The 19,808-nt window shown below is 71.0% G+C and carries 11 protein-coding genes; 7 read left to right on the plus strand and 4 right to left on the minus strand.

Annotated features, from left to right (window positions below):
* The first annotated feature begins 233 nt into the window (after window positions 1–233).
* The 6 genes from ABZX40_RS05980 (at window position 234) to ABZX40_RS06005 (ending at window position 13,228) form a co-directional block, all read left to right on the plus strand.
* Window positions 234–4,226, plus strand: a complete 3,993-nt coding sequence (locus ABZX40_RS05980) for an ATP-binding protein (protein ID WP_355737547.1) — start codon at window positions 234–236, stop codon at window positions 4,224–4,226.
* Window positions 4,227–4,336: 110 nt separating this feature from the next.
* Window positions 4,337–6,370, plus strand: coding sequence for a thioredoxin domain-containing protein (locus ABZX40_RS05985; protein ID WP_355737544.1), 2,034 nt, complete (start codon window positions 4,337–4,339; stop codon window positions 6,368–6,370).
* Window positions 6,371–6,607: 237 nt separating this feature from the next.
* Window positions 6,608–7,912, plus strand: coding sequence for a glycosyltransferase (locus ABZX40_RS05990; protein WP_355737541.1), 1,305 nt, complete (start codon window positions 6,608–6,610; stop codon window positions 7,910–7,912).
* Window positions 7,909–9,564: a phospholipid carrier-dependent glycosyltransferase gene (locus ABZX40_RS05995; RefSeq protein WP_355737540.1), complete on the plus strand. Its 1,656-nt coding sequence runs from the start codon at window positions 7,909–7,911 to the stop codon at window positions 9,562–9,564. Before ABZX40_RS05990 ends, ABZX40_RS05995 begins: the two co-directional genes overlap by 4 nt.
* Entirely contained in the window at window positions 9,561–10,814 is a 1,254-nt protein-coding gene (locus ABZX40_RS06000; protein ID WP_355737537.1) for a glycosyltransferase family 2 protein, read from the plus strand. The genes ABZX40_RS05995 and ABZX40_RS06000 overlap by 4 nt, the downstream gene beginning before the upstream one ends.
* Window positions 10,811–13,228 (plus strand): galactose oxidase-like domain-containing protein, encoded by a 2,418-nt coding sequence (locus ABZX40_RS06005; protein ID WP_355737535.1) that lies wholly within the window; start codon window positions 10,811–10,813, stop codon window positions 13,226–13,228. The genes ABZX40_RS06000 and ABZX40_RS06005 overlap by 4 nt, the downstream gene beginning before the upstream one ends.
* A gap of 502 nt (window positions 13,229–13,730) precedes the next feature.
* Here the strand turns inward: ABZX40_RS06005 and ABZX40_RS06010 are convergent.
* From ABZX40_RS06010 to ABZX40_RS06025, 4 genes are all read right to left on the minus strand, one after another.
* Entirely contained in the window at window positions 13,731–14,462 is a 732-nt protein-coding gene (locus ABZX40_RS06010; protein ID WP_355737853.1) for a Mut7-C RNAse domain-containing protein, read from the minus strand.
* A 43-nt stretch (window positions 14,463–14,505) separates the two neighbouring features.
* Complete coding sequence (locus ABZX40_RS06015; protein WP_355737532.1) at window positions 14,506–15,147, minus strand: TetR family transcriptional regulator; 642 nt, start codon at window positions 15,145–15,147, stop codon at window positions 14,506–14,508.
* Window positions 15,144–16,730 carry an MFS transporter gene (locus tag ABZX40_RS06020; protein ID WP_355737529.1) on the minus strand — a complete coding sequence of 529 codons (1,587 nt, stop codon included), beginning with the start codon at window positions 16,728–16,730 and terminating at the stop codon, window positions 15,144–15,146. Before ABZX40_RS06020 ends, ABZX40_RS06015 begins: the two co-directional genes overlap by 4 nt.
* A 92-nt stretch (window positions 16,731–16,822) precedes the next feature.
* On the minus strand, window positions 16,823–17,599 hold the full coding sequence (locus tag ABZX40_RS06025) for a hemolysin III family protein (protein WP_355737526.1): 777 nt from the start codon (window positions 17,597–17,599) through the stop codon (window positions 16,823–16,825).
* 295 nt (window positions 17,600–17,894) lie between these two features.
* On the opposite strand from ABZX40_RS06025, the gene ABZX40_RS06030 reads away from it, so the two are divergent.
* Window positions 17,895–19,718 (plus strand): phosphoenolpyruvate carboxykinase (GTP), encoded by a 1,824-nt coding sequence (locus ABZX40_RS06030; protein WP_355737524.1) that lies wholly within the window; start codon window positions 17,895–17,897, stop codon window positions 19,716–19,718.
* The last annotated feature ends 90 nt before the right edge of the window (window positions 19,719–19,808 follow it).

Consider the following 19,808-nt stretch of genomic DNA (forward strand, 5'->3'; position numbering starts at 1 on the left):
CCGGAGCCGGTTCTCGGCTGCTGGGGTGATGGCTCCAGACTGGCGGCGGCGGCACGGTGAAGGCGAGTTGCGCCGACCTCCGTGCCACGATTTCCGCACGTCAGCGCCCTGAGGTCATACGGCGGCGGCTGGATTTCCGGGCACCGGACACAGAGATGGACACGGGCACGGACAAGAACAGGGGCGGGACGGTGGCGGCTTCGGTGAGACGCGAGCGAGACGCACTGCATGGCATGCTGCAAGGGGCGTGGGAAGCCGCAGGGCTGACCTATCCCGGAGTGGCCGGGCAGTTGGATTCCTCTGTCACGACGCTGAGAGGCTGGATCAAGGGGAAGGCGGTCCCCTCGCTGGATCGCGCCCGCGACTTCTGGACCGTAGTAGCGATGATGCGCAACGCGGTCGGCTCCACGATCTACCCGGACGCCGTGTGGGAAGCCGCCCTGCGCGCGGCTCACGAGGAAGCAACGGCCGCGAAGCACGGGCAGATCCACGTGAACCGGCGGACGGCGGACCCCGGCCTCCGCTTCATCGGGCTGCACCGGTCGGCCCCCGGCTCCTCCGCCGCCGAGGTCCGGGGGCGGGCGGACGAGCGTGCGGAGATGGACCGGTTCGCCCAGGACTCCCGCCCCGAGGCGCCTTCCTACCTGTGCTGGCACGCCGACCGCCCCGTGGGCAAGACAACGCTGCTCGCCGAGTACATCCGCCATCGGCCCCCGGCCGACATCGACGTCCTGACCTTCTTCGTCTCCGCGGCCCACGGCACGGACACACGCGCCGACTTCGCGGAGGAGATCGTCCGTCAGACCGACGTCTTCCTCGGCAGGTCCCGGAGCCCTGTCCCGCGTGGCACCCAAGGATGGAAAGCCCTCTTCGCCGAAGTCGCCGCGAAGAGCGCACGCCACGGACGGAATCTCCTGCTCGTGGTCGACGGACTCGACGACGATGTGGCCTGGTCGGGGCCCATGGGCAAGAGCGGGACACCGGATTCCGGGGCCCACCCCGGGGCCACGTCCACGGGTCGGGCCGGAACCGTCCGGAGGGCCGGGCGCGAGAGCATCGCCGCGCTTCTGCCCTCCCGGCCGCCACCCAACACGCGCGTCATCGTCTCGCTGCGGCGCTGTGCCCCCCTCCCCCCTGATGTCCCCGCGAAGCGGCATCCACTGCGCCAGAGCCGGTATCTGCGGACCCTCCTCCCCGTCGAAGGCGTGCCGCAGATCCGTCAGCCCGCACCGGACGCCACCGCGCTGGGCGAACCGGTCGCGGGGCTGCTGGCCGTAGCGGACGGCGGCCTGCGGACGACGGACCTGGCGGAGCTGACCGGGCTCTCCGCGGACCACCTCGACCGCTTGGCGCAGGGCCCGACGGGCCGCGCTCTCGTGACCGAGGATCCGGTGTCCCCTACGTATGCCCTGGCGGACTCCCGACTCGTCCGAGCGGTTCGCGAGAACCTGGGAGCGGCAGAAGTCCGGCGGTACACCCGGGAACTGCTGGCCTGGTCGCGGAGGTGGTGCGCGGCGGGCTGGCCGGACGGCACTCCGCCGTACCCCTTGAGGCATCAGCTCCGTCTGCTGACCGGCACCGCCGAACGCGCCGCGTACGTCCTCGACCTGCCCCGCCTGCGCCGACTCGCCCGCACGGCCGGGCCGGACGTCGCGCTCGCCCAACTGGACTCCTTCGAGAAGGAGATCGGCGCAGCGGTGGACGTCCCGTCCGATGCCGATGGTCTGGCGACCCTCGTACGCCTCTGCGGCGCGCGGTCCCTGCTGCGCCAGGCGCACGATGCGGACGTGCCCGACGGGGCTGCCGCCCTCTTCGTCAGACTCGGGGACGCGGAGCGCGCACGCGGCCTGGCCCGCTCCGCGCCCACCGCCTTCGGCAGGGCGGTGCACCTGGCGGACGTGGCGGTGGAACTGGCGTACGCGGGGCAGCCCCCTGTGGGACCGACCGACCCGGATGTCGACGTCGTCGTGCAGGAGACAGTCGAGTGGCTGGTCAAGGACCGGGCCCACCAGGGCTTTCCCGGTTCCTTACGAGACCCCGAGTCGTACGCACGGATCCTCCACGCTGCCGGAACGCTCGCGCGTCTGCTCGGTCCCGGCGCCGCCCGGCCGTTGCTCCTCGCCGTGCTTCAGGACCCGGCCGCCGGAACAGCGGCGATGACCGAGGCGGCAGGGAGGCTGGACGCTGTGATGGCGTTGCACTGCCGGGCGGAGACACTCAGTGCGGGCGACCTGCGTGCCCGGACCGTGGCGGTGGAACTGTACGGCGCGCTGGCGCAGGCCGCGCCCTCTCTCGGCCCGTACCCCGGTGATCGCATCGAGGCCATCTGCGAGGAAGTCGGCGACGAGGAAGGGCTGACAGCGGTCGACCTCCTCGCCACCGCGGCCTCGGCGCTGATCGCTCTGCCCGCCCAGCGACATGGCCGAGCCGCCGAACAACTGCGGAAGGCCCGGGCCCGGCTGCGCAAGGTGATCGACGTCCTGACGATATCCGTCTCCCCGTCCGATGCCCTGGCCGAAGCCGATCGGGCCCACCTGCGCCGTGAACTCGCCGGGACACTGGCGCGCCTTGCCAGGGCCACAGCCGACATGGGCGTGAGGGGCGACCCGGGCGGCATCAGACAGCTGATGGAGGCACTGCCGGAAGATCTGCGCATCGGGGTCCTCGGGGACCGCTTGTCGGAGAGGGCGCAGTGGACCCTCGACACAGCCGAGGAAGACGCCGAGGAAGCCATGGCGCGATGGAGGAGCAAGGAAGCGGACGATGCTGCCGAGAAACGCAAGGCGAAGCGCAGGGCCGGTGACGCCGAGCGCGAAGCATCGGACAAGGCGCGCAAAGCGTACAAGGTGCGCAAGGCGCAAGCCATCCGGACGCCACGGCCCACACCGTCAGAACCCGAGGACACCCAGCCCCCACTCCCACCCCGGCGCGAGCGCACATCCCGCCGCCCGAAGCCGCACCGGCCATCGACCGGTCTGCCGCGCCCTGGCGACAGCCCGTACCCCGATCGCCCGGACCGGCTTCTCCTCCCCTTGCTCCTGGAGGCGGACGACCAGCTGGGCATGGGCCATCTCCTCCGCAGCCGCGAACTCCTGGAGGCGGCCCTGCGGAACCGCCCCGCAGCACAGCCCGCGCACACCCCGTCCCTGCCGGCAGGCTGGACGGCGGACCTCTGCCAGGCCATGGGCGCGGCAGGTGCGTCGGACGAGGCCGAAGCGCTCACGCGGAACCTGCCCGACACACATGCCCGTGCGCGGCACCTGGCGGCCCTCTCCCTCGGCTGCTCCCTCGCCGGGTACGACGACCAGGGCACCCGCTACGCGCGAGCGGCGGCCCGCCTGGTGCCCGACGGTGCCGCCCCCGACCTGGCGTACGCCGTGGCCCAGGCTCTTGCCCACACCGGGGACGAGCCCGCAGCGACAGCGATGGCGATGGGAGGTCCCGCGAGGCAACGGCGACAGGGGCTGACGGCTGTCGCCGCCGGGCTCCTACGACACTGTCCGGAGGCGGCGGCACGCGTCGCCGGGCCTCTGGTGGAGGCCCTCGCACGGCGGATCGGGGCCCGGGGCGACCCACTCGACCGCGTCCCCGAACTGGCGGCGCTGCTTCTCGCCTTCCCGGACGTCAGGGCCCCTGCCCCGAAGCTGAGCGACGTACTCCGTCGCGCCGCGATGCACATCGCCGACCCCGCCACGGCGGCTTCGGCACGGTCGAGGGCCGTCCTCGCCCTGCTGTCACGGCTCGGGTGCCTTCCGGACGAAGCCGCGGAGGCTGTCGAAGGCTCGGTCTACAGCTGGCGGCGCGCCCTGGAGGCGGAATCACAGCTCTCGGCGGAACTGGCCCTGCTGGCCGGGATGGACGGCGACACCGCCGCCGTGTGGCGGCACGCCAACAGTGCGCGGACGCCTGACGGCCGAGCGACGGCGCTCCGTACCGCTGCCGCGTACCTGGCGGGCGCCCAGGTGGCGCTGGCCACGGACAGCGGCTCCGACGACCGGGTGATCCGCACCTGCCTGGCACTCGCCCACGCCTCCGGCGATGGCAGCCCTCCCGGCGAAGAGACGGCCCGGCACATCGCGCTGGGGCTCTTGCGATCCGAGGAGTGGACTCGCACGATCCCGTTGCTGCCCTCTCTCGCCCCTGGGGCGCTGAGGCACCTGGGTGCCATGGCGAGGGACATGAACCGGTCTCTGGAAGGAACCGCTGACGGCAGCGGGTCATCGTGAGGTCCGGGCTCTGCCCCCATTGTGTCGAGGGAGGGCTCGCCCCGACGGAGTCATGTGGAGCCTGCGCGGGCTTCCCCTGACGGGTCGGGTGGCGTGAGAGGCTGTTCCGCATGAATCGGTTGGCCGGTGTGACCTCGCCGTATCTGCTCCAGCATGCCGACAATCCCGTCGACTGGTGGCCCTGGACGCCGGAAGCCTTCGAGGAGGCGCGGCGGCGTGATGTCCCCGTCCTGCTGTCGGTCGGCTACTCGGCGTGCCACTGGTGCCACGTCATGGCCCACGAGTCCTTCGAGGACAAAGACACCGCCGCCGTCATGAACGCCCACTTCGTCAATATCAAGGTCGACCGGGAGGAGCGGCCCGATGTCGACGCGGTGTACATGGAGGCGGTGCAGGCGGCCACCGGGCAGGGCGGGTGGCCCATGACCGTGTTTCTCACGCCGGACGCCGAGCCCTTCTACTTCGGTACGTACTTCCCGCCCGCGCCCCGGCACGGCATGCCCGGCTTCCGGCAGGTGCTGCAAGGGGTGAGTCAGGCGTGGGGGGAGCGGCGGGACGAGGTGACCGAGGTCGCGGAGAAGATCGTCCGGGATCTGGCGGGGCGGGAGATCTCCTACGGGGACGACCAGGTGCCGGGCGAGGAGGAGCTGGCGCAGGCGCTGCTCGGGCTGACGCGGGAGTACGACCCGCAGCGCGGCGGGTTCGGCGGGGCGCCGAAGTTTCCGCCGTCCATGGTGATGGAGTTTTTGGTGCGGCATCATGCGCGGACGGGGGCCGAAGGGGCGTTGCAGATGGCCGCCGACACCGGGGAGCGGATGGCCCGGGGCGGGATCTACGACCAGCTCGGGGGCGGGTTCGCCCGGTATTCGGTGGACCGGGACTGGGTCGTGCCGCACTTCGAGAAGATGCTGTACGACAACGCCCTGCTGTGTCGCGTGTACGCGCATCTGTGGCGGGCCACCGGGTCCGATCTGGCCCGGCGCGTGGCGCTGGAGACCGCCGACTTCATGGTCCGTGAACTGCGCACCGCCGAGGGGGGTTTCGCCTCCGCGCTCGATGCCGACAGCGACGACGGTGGCGGGCGGCAGGTGGAGGGGGCGTACTACGTGTGGACGCCCGCGCAGTTGCGGGGGGTGTTGGGGGAGGAGGACGCGGAGCTGGCCGCGCGGTACTTCGGGGTGACCGAGGACGGGACCTTCGAGGAAGGCGCCTCCGTGCTTCAGCTTCCGCAGGAGGAGGGGGTCTTCGACGCCGGGCGGATCGCCTCCGTGCGGGAGCGGCTGCTCGCGGCGCGGGACGCGCGGCCCGCGCCCGGCCGGGACGACAAGGTGGTCGCCGCCTGGAACGGGCTGGCGATCGCGGCGCTCGCCGAGACCGGGGCCTACTTCGGCCGTCCCGATCTGGTGGACGCGGCCGTCGCCGCCGCCGATCTCGTCGTCCGGGTGCATCTGGACGAGCACGCGCGGCTCGCCCGGACCAGCAGGGACGGGCGGGTCGGGGCGAACGCCGGGGTGCTGGAGGACTACGCCGATGTGGCGGAGGGGTTCCTCGCGCTGGCCGCGGTCACCGGGGAGGGGGTGTGGCTGGAGTTCGCGGGGTTTCTGCTCGACCATGTGCTCCTCTCGTTCAGGGACGCGGAGAGCGGGGCGCTGTATGACACCGCCGTCGATGCCGAGCGGCTGATCCGGCGGCCTCAGGACCCCACCGACAACGCCGTGCCCTCCGGCTGGACCGCCGCCGCGGGCGCGCTGCTCGGGTACGCCGCCCAGACCGGCTCCGAACCGCACCGGACCGCGGCCGAACGGGCGCTCGGGGTGGTGAAGGCGCTCGGGCCCCGGGTGCCGCGGTTCATCGGGTGGGGGCTGGCCGTCGCCGAGGCGTTGGTGGACGGGCCGAAGGAGGTGGCGGTCGTCGGGTCCGGGCGGTTGGATGACGTGGAGGCGAAGGAACTGCACCGGGTCGCGCTGCTGGGGACCGCGCCGGGGGCCGTGGTCGCGTACGGGGTGCCGGACAGCGGTGAGTTCCCGTTGCTCGACGGGCGTCCGCTCGTGGGTGGCCAGGCGGCGGCCTACGTCTGTCGTAGCTTCACCTGCGACGCGCCGACGACGGATCCGGACACCCTGCGGGCCGCGCTCGGGGGGTGAGACGGGGTTCCCGGCCACGAGGAAATACCCGGCAGTGGCCGGTTTTCGACCCTTACGGGCAGCCCGAATGTGAGCACCTGTTCGGGTACGCCCCCTTCCGACCCACCGATCCGAAACACGCTTTTTATCGGAACAGCCTCCGCGCTTCACACATCCCCCTTAATCTCTCCACGGTGACGCGACGACTCAGACCTGTCGTCGCGCCCGGGGGGATTTGAAGATCTGGGGGGATCTTTCTTGCTGACGTCTGTCTTCGTCGCCACGGTTTCGCTCGCCCTGTTCTGGATGGCCGCGTTCACCCTGTGGTGGCAGATGCACGCGTGGCGTACACCGGAGGTACTGGCCTCCACCCGGTTCGGCAGACCGGACGGGACCGGACATGTCTCGTTCTCGCTGCTGCTGCCGGCCCGCCATGAACAGGCCGTGCTCGACCACACCATCCAGCGGCTGCTGGAGTCCTCGCACACCGACTACGAGATCATCGTCATCGTCGGCCATGACGACCCGGAGACCACCGAAGTGGCACGGGCGGCCGAGGAGCGCGACCCGCGCGTCCGGGTCGTCGTCGACACCCATGAGAAGAAGAACAAGCCAAAAGCGATGAACACCGCCCTGCCGCACTGCCGGGGCGATGTCGTCGGGGTCTTCGACGCCGAGGACCAGGTCCATCCCGAGCTGCTCGCCCATGTCGACCACGCCTTCCGCACCACCGGCGCCGATGTCGTCCAGGGCGGGGTGCAGCTGATCAACTTCCACTCCAGCTGGTACAGCCTGCGCAACTGCCTGGAGTACTTCTTCTGGTTCCGCTCCCGGCTGCATCTGCACGCGCAGAAAGGGTTCATCCCGCTCGGCGGCAACACCGTCTTCGTCCGCACGGATGTGCTGCGGGAGGCCGACGGCTGGGATCCCGACTGCCTCGCCGAGGACTGCGACCTCGGGGTACGGCTCTCCAGCGTCGGCAAGAAGGTCGTCGTCGCCTACGACTCCGAGATGGTCACCCGCGAGGAGACCCCGGGCTCCCTGATGTCCCTGCTCAAACAGCGCACCCGCTGGAACCAGGGCTTCCTCCAGGTGTACCGGAAGAAGGACTGGAAGCAACTGCCCACCCTGGGGCAGCGCCTGCTCGCCCGCTACACCCTGATGACCCCGTTCATGCAGGCGTTCACCGGGCTGATCATCCCGCTCAACATCGCCATAGCGCTCTTCCTCGACGTCCCCGTCGGCATCGCCTTCATCACCTTCCTGCCGGCCGTCACCGCCCTGGTCACCTTTGTCTTCGAACTCGTCGGCCTGCACGACTTCGGCAAGCAGTACGGACTGCGCGTCCGGTTCGTCCACTACCTCAAGCTCGTCGTGGGCGGCCCCTTCTACCAGGTGCTCCTCGCCGGGGCCGCGGTCCGCGCGGTCTGGCGCGAGCAGCGCGGACGCAACGACTGGGAGCTGACCACCCATGTCGGCGCCCATCTCGGCCCGGACAGCGAGACCCGGCCCGCCCGCGCCACCCGAGACCTCCGAGACATCCGAGAGGACGTCCCCGCGTGACCTCCACCCTCGACGCGGTGACCACCACGGTCCCCGCGCAGCCCCGGCATGCCCGGCCGACGACCCGGCCCACCGGCCGGCCCACCCCGCCCCGGCGGCTCCGCTCGTCCCGGCCCGATCTGCTGCTGTGCGGCGCCCTGCTGATCGCGATCATGGTCGTCCAGGGCTGGAACATCGCCGACTACCCCACCCTCAGCGACGACGAGGGCACCTACCTCGCCCAGGCGTGGGCCGTCCAGGAGGGCCGGGGCCTCGCCCACTACACCTACTGGTACGACCATCCCCCGCTCGGCTGGATACAACTCGCCGTCCTCACCTGGATACCGGCCTGGCTCAGCCCCGAGTCGATGACCGTCGGCTCCATGCGCACCGCGATGCTGCTGATCAGCGCGGCCTCCGCGGTGCTTCTCTATGTCCTGGCCCGCCGTCTCGCCCTGCCCCGCTGGGCCGCCGGACTCGCCATGGCCCTCTTCGGGCTCTCCCCGCTCTCCGTGGTCCTCCAGCGCGAGATATTCCTCGACAACCTCGCCGTGATGTGGACCCTGCTGGCGTTCTGCCTCGCGGCCTCCCCCAACCGCCACCTCTGGCACCACTTCGGCGCCGGGATCGCCGCCGCGACCGCCGTGCTCACCAAGGAGACGATGCTCGTCGTCCTGCCCGCGCTGCTGCTCACCATGTGGCGGCACAGCCATCGCGACACCCGCAAGTTCGCCGTCACCGGCGCCATCACCGCCTGCGCCCTGATCGGCTTCTCCTACCCCCTGTTCGCCCTGCTCAAGGGGGAACTCCTGCCCGGCGAGGGGCATGTGTCGCTCTGGGACGGCATCACCTACCAGATGACCCGCCCCGGCTCCGGGTTCATCCTCGACCAGGGCACCGGCTCCTGGGGCGTCCTCCAGTCCTGGCTGTACTACGACCGGGTCCTGCTCCTCGGCGGCCTCGCGGGCGCGCTGCTGCTCCTGGTGACCTGGCGCTGGTCGGTCACCGCCCGCGCCCTCGCCGGGCCCTGCCTCACCGTCGCCATCCTCGCCCTGGTCGCCCTGCGCCCCAGCGGCTACCTCCCCGCGATGTACATCATCCAGGCGCTGCCCTTCCTCGCCCTGGTCTGCGCCGGAGGCACCGCGTCCGTCGCCCACGCCGTACTGCGCCGATGGCGGAACCCGGGCGAGAAGCGGGCCCTCACCCACGGCCGGTACGCCCTCGCCGCGGTCCTCGCGCTCGCCGCCGGGGCGTATGTCGTCCCCCGCTGGTACGAGGGCGACCGCACCGCCATGACCGCCGACGCCAACGCCCCCTACCAGGCCGCCTCCCGCTGGATGTCCACCGAGGTCCCCGACCCGGCGGGCACCCGCGTCCTGGTCGACGACGCGATGTGGCTCGACCTGGTGCACGCGGGCTACGAACCCGGCCTCGGCGTCATCTGGTTCTACAAGGCCGACCTCGACCCCGCCGTCACCAAGACCATGCCCGACGGCTGGCGCGACCTGGACTACGTGGTCGCCTCCCCGACCGTCCGCCGGGACGCCGTCGATCTGCCCAATGTCAAGGCCGCCATCGAGCACTCCACCCCGGTCGCCGTGTTCGGCGAGGGCGAGGACCGGGTCGAGATACGCCGGATCACCGCCGACGCCACCGCTGGGGGCGCCCGATGAGCCAGGACCACATCCTCGGCGACCCCGCGCGGGTCCCCCGGGTCACCACCGAGGTCCCCGAACCCGGCGCCGTCACCATCGTCGTCCCGACCTTCAACGAGTCCGCCAACGTACGGCAGCTGCTGCGGCAGATCACCGAGGCGGTGCCCGCGCGGCTGCCCTGCGAGGTGGTCTTCGTGGACGACTCCACCGACGACACCCCCGATGTCATCCGGGCCGCCGCCCGCGACTGCCCCTACCCGGTCACCGTGCTGCACCGCGACGAACCCGCCGGAGGGCTCGGCGGCGCGGTCGTCGAGGGCATCAGGTCCGCCGGGTCCGACTGGATCGTCGTCATGGACGGCGACTGCCAGCACCCCCCGTCCCTGGTCCCCGAACTCGTCGCCACCGGCGAGCGGACCGGCGCCGGACTCGTCGTCGCCTCCCGGTACATCAAGGGCGGCAGCCGCGCCGGACTCGCCGGCAGCTACCGGGTCGCCGTCTCCCGGCTCGCCACCTGGCTCACCAAATCCCTCTTCCCCCGCCGGCTGCACGGCATCAGCGACCCGATGAGCGGCTTCTTCGCCATCCGCCGCTCCGCCGTCACCGCCGAGATCCTCAAGCCGCTCGGCTACAAGATCCTCCTCGAACTCGCCGTCCGCAGCCGACCCCGCCAGGTCAGCGAGGTGCCCTTCGTCTTCCAGGACCGCTACGCCGGGGAGTCCAAGTCCACCGCCCGCGAGGGCCTGCGCTTCCTGCGCCATCTCGGCGGACTGCGCACCGCCTCCCCGGTCGCCCGGATGGCCGTCTTCGGGCTGATCGGCGCCACCGGCTTCCTGCCCAATCTGCTGGGCCTGTGGGGCCTGACCACCGCCGGGATGCACTACGTCCCCGCCGAGGTGGTCGCCAACCAGTTCGGCGTCGCCTGGAATTTCCTGCTCATCGAGCGGCTGCTGTTCCGCGACCGCCGCCACTTCCGCCGCTGGTGGGACCGGCTCGGCCGGTTCGCCCTGCTCGCCAACGCCGATCTGCTGCTGCGCATCCCGCTGATCGCGCTGCTGGTCGGCCGGTTCGGTATGGAGGCACTGCCCGCCACCGCGCTCGCGCTGGTGACGACATTCGTCCTGCGCTTCGTCGGGACCGAGGCGCTGGTCTATCTGCCCCGCAGGGGAACACGGGGCGACCAGGAAGAGAGCGGTACAGCAAGGGAGAGCGAGAGCCGAGTGAACGAGACCAGTGTGACCAGCAGCAGTGAAGGGAGAGCCGCATGAGACGCAGGGGGAGACGACACCGTACCTCCACCGCGCTGCTCGCCGTAGCCGCACTCACGGGCGGACTGCTGCTCACCGCGCCGCAGTCCGCGTCCGCCGCCAACCTCATCACCAACCCCGGCTTCGAGACGGCCGGCAGCGGGGACATGCCGTCCTGCTGGTCCAAGTCCGGTTGGGGCGACAACGACTTCACCTTCGAGACCACCTCCGACGCCCACTCCGGCGACAGCGCCATGAAGGTCACCCTCACCCGCCGCACCGAGGGCGACCGCAAGGCGATGCTCACCGAGTCCGCGGCGTGCGCGCCCGTCGTCACCGCCGGCAAGCAGTACGACCTCTCCCTCTGGTACAAGACGACCACCCCCGACGCCAACATCACCCTCTTCCGGCACGACACCACCGCCGGCTGGCAGTACTGGACCGACCTCAAGACCCTCGACATGGCCGCGACCTGGACCGAGGCGGGCGTCCGCACCCCCGAGATCCCGGCCGGCACCGACCGCATCACCTGGGGCGTCTCTGTCTACGGCACCGGCTCCGCCACCACCGACGACTACACCATGGAGCAGGTCGCCGAACCGATGCCGCAGCCCGAGTGCACCGGCACCGCCGAGGAGTGCGCCAACGGCCGCTGGGACGTCCTCCCGGTGCAGAACCCGGTCCGCTCCATGCACTCCGTCGTCCTGCACAACGGCAAGGTGCTGCTCATCGCCGGCTCCGGCAACGACCCGACGATGTTCGAGGCCGGCACCTTCACCTCCGCCGTCTACGACCCGGCCGACGGCAGCTACGAGATCATCCCCACCCCCGACGACATGTTCTGCGCCGGCCATGTCCAGCTCCAGGACGGCCGGGTGCTGGTGATGAGCGGCAACAAGGGCTACCCCTCCGCCGACGGCTCCATCGGCTACCAGGGCTACAAGGACTCCTACATCTTCGACCCCGACACGGAGACCTACACCAAGACCAACAACATGAACGACGGGCACTGGTACCCGTCGGCGACGGTCCTCGGCAACGGTGACGTGCTCTCCTTCGGCGGACTGAAGGAGGACTCCACCGGGTCCGTCACCGCCGAACTCTGGTCCGACGCCCAGCAGAAGTGGCTGCCGACCTGGCAGGTCAACCAGACCTGGTCCTACTGGGGCCTGTACCCGTCGATGATCCTGATGCAGGACGGCCGCCTCTTCTACTCCGGCAGCCATGTCTTCGGCAACAACATCCCCGGCACCGGCTCCGCGATCTACGACTACGACGCCAACACCATCACCCAGATCCCGGGCCTCCAGGACAAGGACGAGCGCGACCAGTCGGCCAGCGTGCTGCTGCCTCCGGCCCAGGACCAGAAGGTCCTCACCCTCGGCGGCGGCAACATCGACTCCAACCCCGAGGCCAACCGCCTCACCGACGTCATCGACCTGAAGGACCCCGACCCCGCGTATGTCGCCGGACCGCCCATCCCGCAGGGCACCGTCGACCTCGGCGCCGGGCCGGTCCCGCAGACCGGCGACCAGGGCAAGATGTACGTCTCCGCGGTACTGCTCCCGGACGGCAAGGTCCTGGAGACGGGCGGCGCCCTGCACAACCGGGCCAACCCGGTCTTCGAGTCGTCCCTCTACGACCCGGGGACCAACACCTTCGACCCCGTAGCCGCCGATCCCGAGGCCCGGGGGTACCACTCCTCCGCGTTCCTGCTGCCCGACGGCCGGGTGATGACCACCGGCGACAACCCGGGCAACGGCTCCTGGAACCACAACGTCTCCCTCTACACCCCGCCGTACCTGCTCCGCGGCGACCGCCCCGCCATCACCTCCGTCATCGACACCGAGTGGAACTACGGCGACACCCAGCGGATCACGGTCGACCGGCCCATCGCCAAGGCGGAACTCATCCGCCCGGCCGCCGTCACCCACTCCTCCGACCCCAACCAGCGCTTCGTCGACCTCCCCCTGACGGTCGACGGCAACAACATCGACCTCAACGTCACCAGCAACCCCAACCTCGCCCCTCCGGGGTGGTACATGCTCTTCGCGGTGGACGCCGCCGGGGTCCCGTCGGTGGCGAAGTGGGTCCACCTCCAGGGCCCGCAGGCCCTCGCGGCGACGGACGCGTCCGCTCATGTCCACGACTTCGCGGACTCCCTGACGGGCAAGGTCACCAAGCCCGGCAAGAAGCGCGCGTCGGCACCGGTGTCCCCGACCGTCTCCGGCTGCGACCCGCACTACGGCTCCGCCAACGTCTGCGTCCCGACGGCCTTCCCGGCCGACGTGAAGAGGACGACGACGGCCCGCTGCGCGTGGCTGACCGCCCATGAGTACGGCCGCCTGAAGGTCAACGGCAAGGACGACCCCCTCCGCCTCGACCCGAACCGGGACGGCGTGGCTTGCGGGAAGGGGGATGTGCGGCGGAGGTAGCCCTGGAGGGGGGCGCGGCGCGGGTGGGGGGCGGGGCGTGTCACTCACCGCGTTGGCGGGTGCCGCGGCGCCCACCCGTGCGGCTGCCCGCGGCTAGGGCGGCGGGGCGTCTGTGGCTGGGGCGGGGCGTGTCACTCACCGCGTTGGCGGGTGCCGCTGCGCCCACCCTCCCCCACGCTCGGCTTCGCTCGCGCGGGGGGACCCCCATCGCCCCAGCGGCACGACTGCCCGCGGCTAGGGGCGGTGGGGGTGCCCGCGGCTAGGGCGGTGGGGCGACTGCGGCTGGGGCGGGGGTGGCCATCGTCTGGGCGCGGCGCGCGGCGCGGGCGGATGGGCAGGGCGACGGCGGGCGCGCGTGGCTCGGGCGGATGCCCGCGGCTGCCGTGGCTGCACGTCGCGAGGTCGAATCGGGCCGCAGGGCAGCGCCCTGCTATTGGGGGCGCGGGGAACTGCGCGATCAGCCACGACGCACCCGCACCCGCCCCCCTACCGTGACCGCCCCCTACCTCCCCCGACCCGCTACCGCGAGGGCCCGCTCCACGATCGCGTTCAGCTGATCGTGGTGCGCGCCCTTCCAATACGCCCGCCCACACTCCTCGCAGCGGGCGAACACGTCATACGACCGTTCCGTCCCGTCCTTCAGCTGCCCCGCGACCTCGTCCTTCGTCGCCGCGCGGAGCGGCCCGTTGCACGCCGTGCAGCGCGACCACGGGCGCAGTTCGGGATCGAACCGGTCGAGGATGTCATCGAGCTGTTCCTCCGGCCGCGTGCTGTAGACGTACGCGCCCGCCCACAGCTCCCGCCGCCGCAGCAACCCCCGGTCCCGGCTCAGCAGCACCCGCCGTTCCGCCGCCGACCGCGCGGCCAGCGCGGGATCGCCGGGGTCCGCCGAGGAGTACGCCGCATCCACCCCGAGCAGCCGCAGCCGCCGCGCCAGCGTCCCCAGATGGACGTCCAGCAGAAACCGCAGCGGAGCGCCCGGTACCCGCTGCGGACGCGCCACCGGCCGGACGGCCACCCGCTCGCCGTCCGCCGGGATGTGCCCCACCGGCACCTCCCGCCCGTCCACCACCAGCGCGCCGACCTCGGTGAGCGGCACGCCCAGCGACTCGATCACATGACCCAGTGTGGACACCCCGTCCACGGCGAGCGCGCTCACCCCCGAGCGCCGGGCATGCGGCACGAACAGGGCCAGCCCGGGGGCGACTTCGACCTGGATCTCGGGTCCGTTCACATCCGTCACACCAGCCAGGATGGCACGTGGACGGCGTACCGCCTCAGGGGTTTTCGCGCGGCGCCGGGCCGTGGGCCAGGATGTCCACGGCCCGGTCGAAGAGTTCCGGGAGGTCTTCGCGGCAGCCGTTCTCGGCCCAGTACAGCGACGCCTCCATCATGCCGCCGACCAGGGCCATCGCCCAGATCCGGACCTCCAGGGAGCCGGGGTCGCGGCCGGTGCGCTCGCCGATGGCCCGGCACAGCACCCCGCCCGTGGCGGACATGCTCTCCATGGCCCGCGACCGCACCGCCGGTACGTCCAGCATCAGCCGCATCCGCAGCCGGACCAGTTCCGGGCTCTCCGCGAGGCCCATGGTGACCGCCCGCCGCACCAGGAACCGCAGGGACTCCACCAGCGGCTCGTCCACGGGCCGCTGCCGCAGATCGTCCAGCATCAGCGGGTCGTACTCGTCCGTGAGGACGATGTCCTCCTTGGTCGGGAAGTAGCGGAAGACGGTCGACGGCGACACCTCGGCCCGGTCCGCGATCTGCTCGATCGTGGTGGCGTCGTACCCCTGCTCCCCGACCAGTTCATAGGTCGCCGTGCGGATCGCCGTGCGGGTCTTGATCTTCTTCCGTTCACGGAGTCCCAGCGGGGGGCGGTCGGCGGGGGAGGTGGTCTGTGCGGCCGTCATAGTGGTCATTGTCCGGCATCCGCCGGGACGGCGGCCATGGCCGGGGCGTCGCTCCCGTCCTTCCCGGCGGGCTCCGCCTCCGGGGCGCCGGGCAGCAGGGCCGCCGTCATCAGGGCCGTGGCGAGGGCGGCGATGCCGCACACCAGCAGTACCAGGACCATGCCGTGGACGTACGCCTCGTCGGCGGAGCCGGTCAGCGCGGGGACACCGGAGCGCTCGGCGGTCAGATGGGCGGCGACCACCGACTCCCGCGCGGTGTCCGCGGCGGACCCGGCCAGCGCGGAGACGTCCAGCCGGTCCCGGAAGGCGGTGGCGAGGAGGCTGCCCAGCGCGGCGATGCCGATCGCGCCGCCGACCTGGCGCAGGGTCATCAGCAGCCCGGCGCCGCTGCCTGCCCGGTCGCGCGGGAGGCGTCCGACGGCCCCGTCCATCGCCGGGACGATGGAGAAGCCGAAGCCGAGACCGGCGATCGACAGCCACAGCGCGGTGAAGCCGTAGCCGGAGTCGGCGGTGGTGCGGGTGCCGAGCAGCGCGGCGAACGCCAGCACCACCAGCCCCGCCGTGACCACCGCGCGCGGCCCGAACCGGGCGGTGACCGGCTGCGCGGCCCGCGCGGCGACGATCAGCCCGGCGCCCATCGGCAGCAGCCGCAGCCCGGTGCCGAAGGCGTCGTTGCCCAGCACGGTCTGGAGGTACTGGGGGAGGACGAACAGCAGGCCGGAGAGGATGAAGGTCACCAGGGTCGCGGCGAGCGCGTTCAGCAGGAAGCCACGCTCGGCGAGCAGGGTCAGATCCAGCATCGGCCGCGGCGACTTCCGCTCGCGCAGCACCAGCAGGGTGAGCAGCACCAGCGCGCCCGCGACCGGCCCGAGCACCAGCGCGTCGCCCCAGCCCTTCACGGGCGCCTCGATGATCGCGTAGATCAGCGCGCCCAGGCCCAGCGCGGTGAGCGCGGTGGAGACGAGGTCGACTCTGGGAGAGGCCGGGTCGCGGGTCTCGGGCAGCAGGAAGACACAGGCGGCGATGCCGATGGCGACCATCGGGACATTGATCAGGAAGACCGAGCCCCACCAGAAGTGGTTCAGCAGCCAGCCGCCGATGATCGGGCCCAGCGGCATCCCGAGCGCGGCGGCGGCCGAGTTGATGGCGACGGCCCGGGTCCGCTCCGCCCCGCTGAACAGCGACGGCAGCACCGACAGCGCCAGCGGCATCACCAGCGCGCCGCCCATGCCCATCACCGCGCGGCCGACGATCACCCAGGTCACATCGGGGGCGAGGGCGCCCACCACCGAACCGGCCAGAAAGATCGCGAGCCCGGTGACCAGCATCCGGCGCCGCCCGAACCGGTCGCCGAGCAGCCCGGCGGGCAGCATCAGCGCCGCGAAGACGACGACGTACGAGTCCGCCATCCACTGCTGCTGGCCGGTGCTCGCGTCGAGGTCACCGGCCATGGTCGGCAGGGCGACATTGAGGATCGTCATATCGAAACTGAGCGTGAGCATGCTTGTGACCAGCGCGGCCAGCGCCCACCAGCGTCGGCGGTCGGGAGGGGAATCCTGGGTGACGGCGAGAGCGTCAGTGACAGTAGGCATGAATTGACAGTTACTCTCAAAATCTAGTGACTGTCAATGAGAAAGGGCCACGGCTCATGAGAAGCCGTGGCCCGGAGTGGACGGAGGGGGTGTTACGCGTGCTGGTACGCCACCAGGGAGATCCCCACGTAGTGGACGACGAACGCTGCCAGGGTGAAGGAGTGGAACACCTCGTGGAAGCCGAACCAGCGCGGTGACGGGTTCGGCCGCTTCATGCCGTAGATCACACCGCCCGCGCTGTAGAGCAGCCCGCCGACGACGACCAGGACCAGGACCGCGATACCGCCCGTGCGCAGGAAGTCCGGGAGGAAGAAGACGGCCGCCCAGCCCATCGCGATGTAGCAGGGGGTGTAGAGCCAGCGCGGGGCGCCGACCCAGAAGACCCGGAAGGCGATCCCGGCGAGCGCCGCCGCCCAGATGCTCCACAGCAGCCACTGCCCCTTGGCCTCGGGCAGGAGCAGCATGGTCAGCGGGGTGTAGGTGCCCGCGATGATCAGAAAGATGTTCGAGTGGTCCAGACGGCGGAGGATGCCGTCCATGCGCGGGCTCCAGTCGCCCCGGTGGTAGAGCGCGCTCACCCCGAACAGCAGACAGGCCGTCAGGGCGTAGATCGCGCAGGCCAGCCGGGCGCGCGGGGTCTCGGCCAGTGCGGTGAGCACCAGTCCCGCGACGATCACCGCCGGGAACATCCCCAGATGCAGCCAGCCGCGCAGCTTCGGCTTGACCGGATGCGGAAGGGAGAGGGCGGCGGAGACGCGATCGGCGACCGTCGTCGCGTCTTTCGTCGCGTCTTTCGCCGAGTCCTTCATCGAGTCTCTCGTCGAGTCCTTCGTCGAGTCCTCCGGCGCGTCGGAGGAAGGCGCAGTCATGCGCCGATGGTAGCGACGCCACCGTAGGTCGCGAATCAGGGAGTCCCCCAAAGGCCGGTCATGCGAACTCAACGTGTACGTAAAGAGACGAATGGAAACACAGGGTTACGTGTGATTCCTCACGCCGCTCAGGTGTGCGGCCCTCTGGACAGATGGGCGTGCAACTCGCATGATCAGATGAGTGCGGTCGGCACCGGATGAGCGCCAAGTGCAGCACGAGTGCGGCAGCTGCGAAGCATCCGGGCCGCGGCCCCCATGGGGCAGAACAGACAAAAACCCTCAACAAGGAGCGATCGTGGCGCGCGATATCGCGGCTCCCCCCGTCATCCCGACCCGACACCAGGAACTGATCTCGTGGGTCAACGAGATCGCCGAACTGACCGAACCGGACAGCGTCGTCTGGTGTGACGGATCCGAGGCGGAGTACGACCGCCTCTGCGAGGAACTGGTCGACAAGGGCACCTTCCGCAGGCTCGACCCGATCAAGCGCCCCAACTCCTACTACGCGGCCTCCGACCCCACCGATGTCGCCCGCGTCGAGGACCGCACCTTCATCTGCTCCGAGAAGGAAGAGGACGCCGGCCCCACCAACCACTGGAAGGACCCCGCCGAGATGCGGGACATCTTCGCCGGTGACAAGGGGCTCTTCCGCGGCTCGATGCGCGGTCGCACGATGTACGTCGTCCCGTTCTGCATGGGCCCCCTCGGCTCGCCGCTGTCCGCCATCGGTGTCGAGATCACCGACTCGGCGTACGTCGCCGTCGCCATGCGCACCATGACCCGCATGGGGCAGCCGGTCCTGGACGAGCTGGGCTCCGAGGGCTTCTTCGTGAAGGCCGTGCACACCCTCGGCGCCCCCCTGGAGCCGGGCGAGGCCGATGTCCCCTGGCCCTGCAACCAGACCAAGTACATCTCCCACTTCCCCGAGTCCCGCGAGATCTGGTCCTACGGCTCCGGCTACGGCGGCAACGCCCTGCTCGGCAAGAAGTGCTACGCCCTGCGGATCGCCTCCGTCATGGCCCGCGACGAGGGCTGGCTCGCCGAGCACATGCTCATCCTCAAGCTCACCCCGCCCACCGGTGCGTCGAAGTACGTCGCCGCCGCCTTCCCCTCCGCCTGCGGCAAGACCAACCTCGCCATGCTGGAGCCCACCATCTCCGGCTGGACGGTGGAGACCATCGGCGACGACATCGCCTGGATGCGCTTCGGCGAGGACGGCCGCCTCTACGCCATCAACCCCGAGGCCGGTTTCTTCGGCGTCGCCCCCGGCACCGGCGAGCACACCAACGCCAACGCCATGAAGACCCTCTGGGGCAACTCCGTCTTCACCAATGTCGCCCTCACCGACGACAACGACATCTGGTGGGAGGGCATGACCGAGGAGACCCCGGCCCACCTCACCGACTGGAAGGGCAACGACTGGACGCCGTCCTCCGACGTCCCCGCCGCCCACCCCAACGCCCGCTTCACCGTCCCGGCGTCCCAGTGCCCGATCATCGCGCCCGAGTGGGAGGACCCCAAGGGCGTCCCGATCTCCGCGATCCTCTTCGGCGGGCGGCGCGCCACCGCCGTACCCCTGGTGACGGAGTCCTTCGACTGGAACCACGGGGTCTTCCTCGGCGCGAACGTGGCCTCCGAGAAGACCGCCGCGGCCGAGGGCAAGGTCGGTGAGCTGCGCCGCGACCCGTTCGCCATGCTGCCGTTCTGCGGCTACAACATGGGCGACTACATGGGCCACTGGGTCGATGTCGCCAAGGACAAGGACGCCTCGAAGCTCCCGAAGATCTACTACGTCAACTGGTTCCGCAAGAACGACGAGGGCAAGTTCGTCTGGCCCGGCTTCGGTGAGAACTCCCGCGTCCTGAAGTGGATCGTGGAGCGGCTCGACGGCAGGGCGGAGGGCGTGGAGACGCCGATCGGTGTCCTGCCGACCGCTGCCGCGCTGGACACGGACGGGCTGGACCTCGCTCCGGAGGATCTGGAGTACCTGCTCACCGTCGACAAGGAGATCTGGCGCGAGGAGGCCGCGCTGGTTCCTGAGCATCTGAACACCTTCGGGGAGCACACGCCGAAGGAGTTGTGGGATGAATACCGGGCGCTGGTCGCTCGACTTGGCTGATGTCCCCTTGAGCTCCGCGGTCGGCTGCGAACCGACAGTGCCCTGACCAGCGTTATCGTCACGGTCGGCCGCGGATTTTTTCGGCGGAGC

Source organism: Streptomyces sp. NPDC004610 (assembly GCF_040609715.1).
GTDB lineage: Bacteria > Actinomycetota > Actinomycetes > Streptomycetales > Streptomycetaceae > Streptomyces.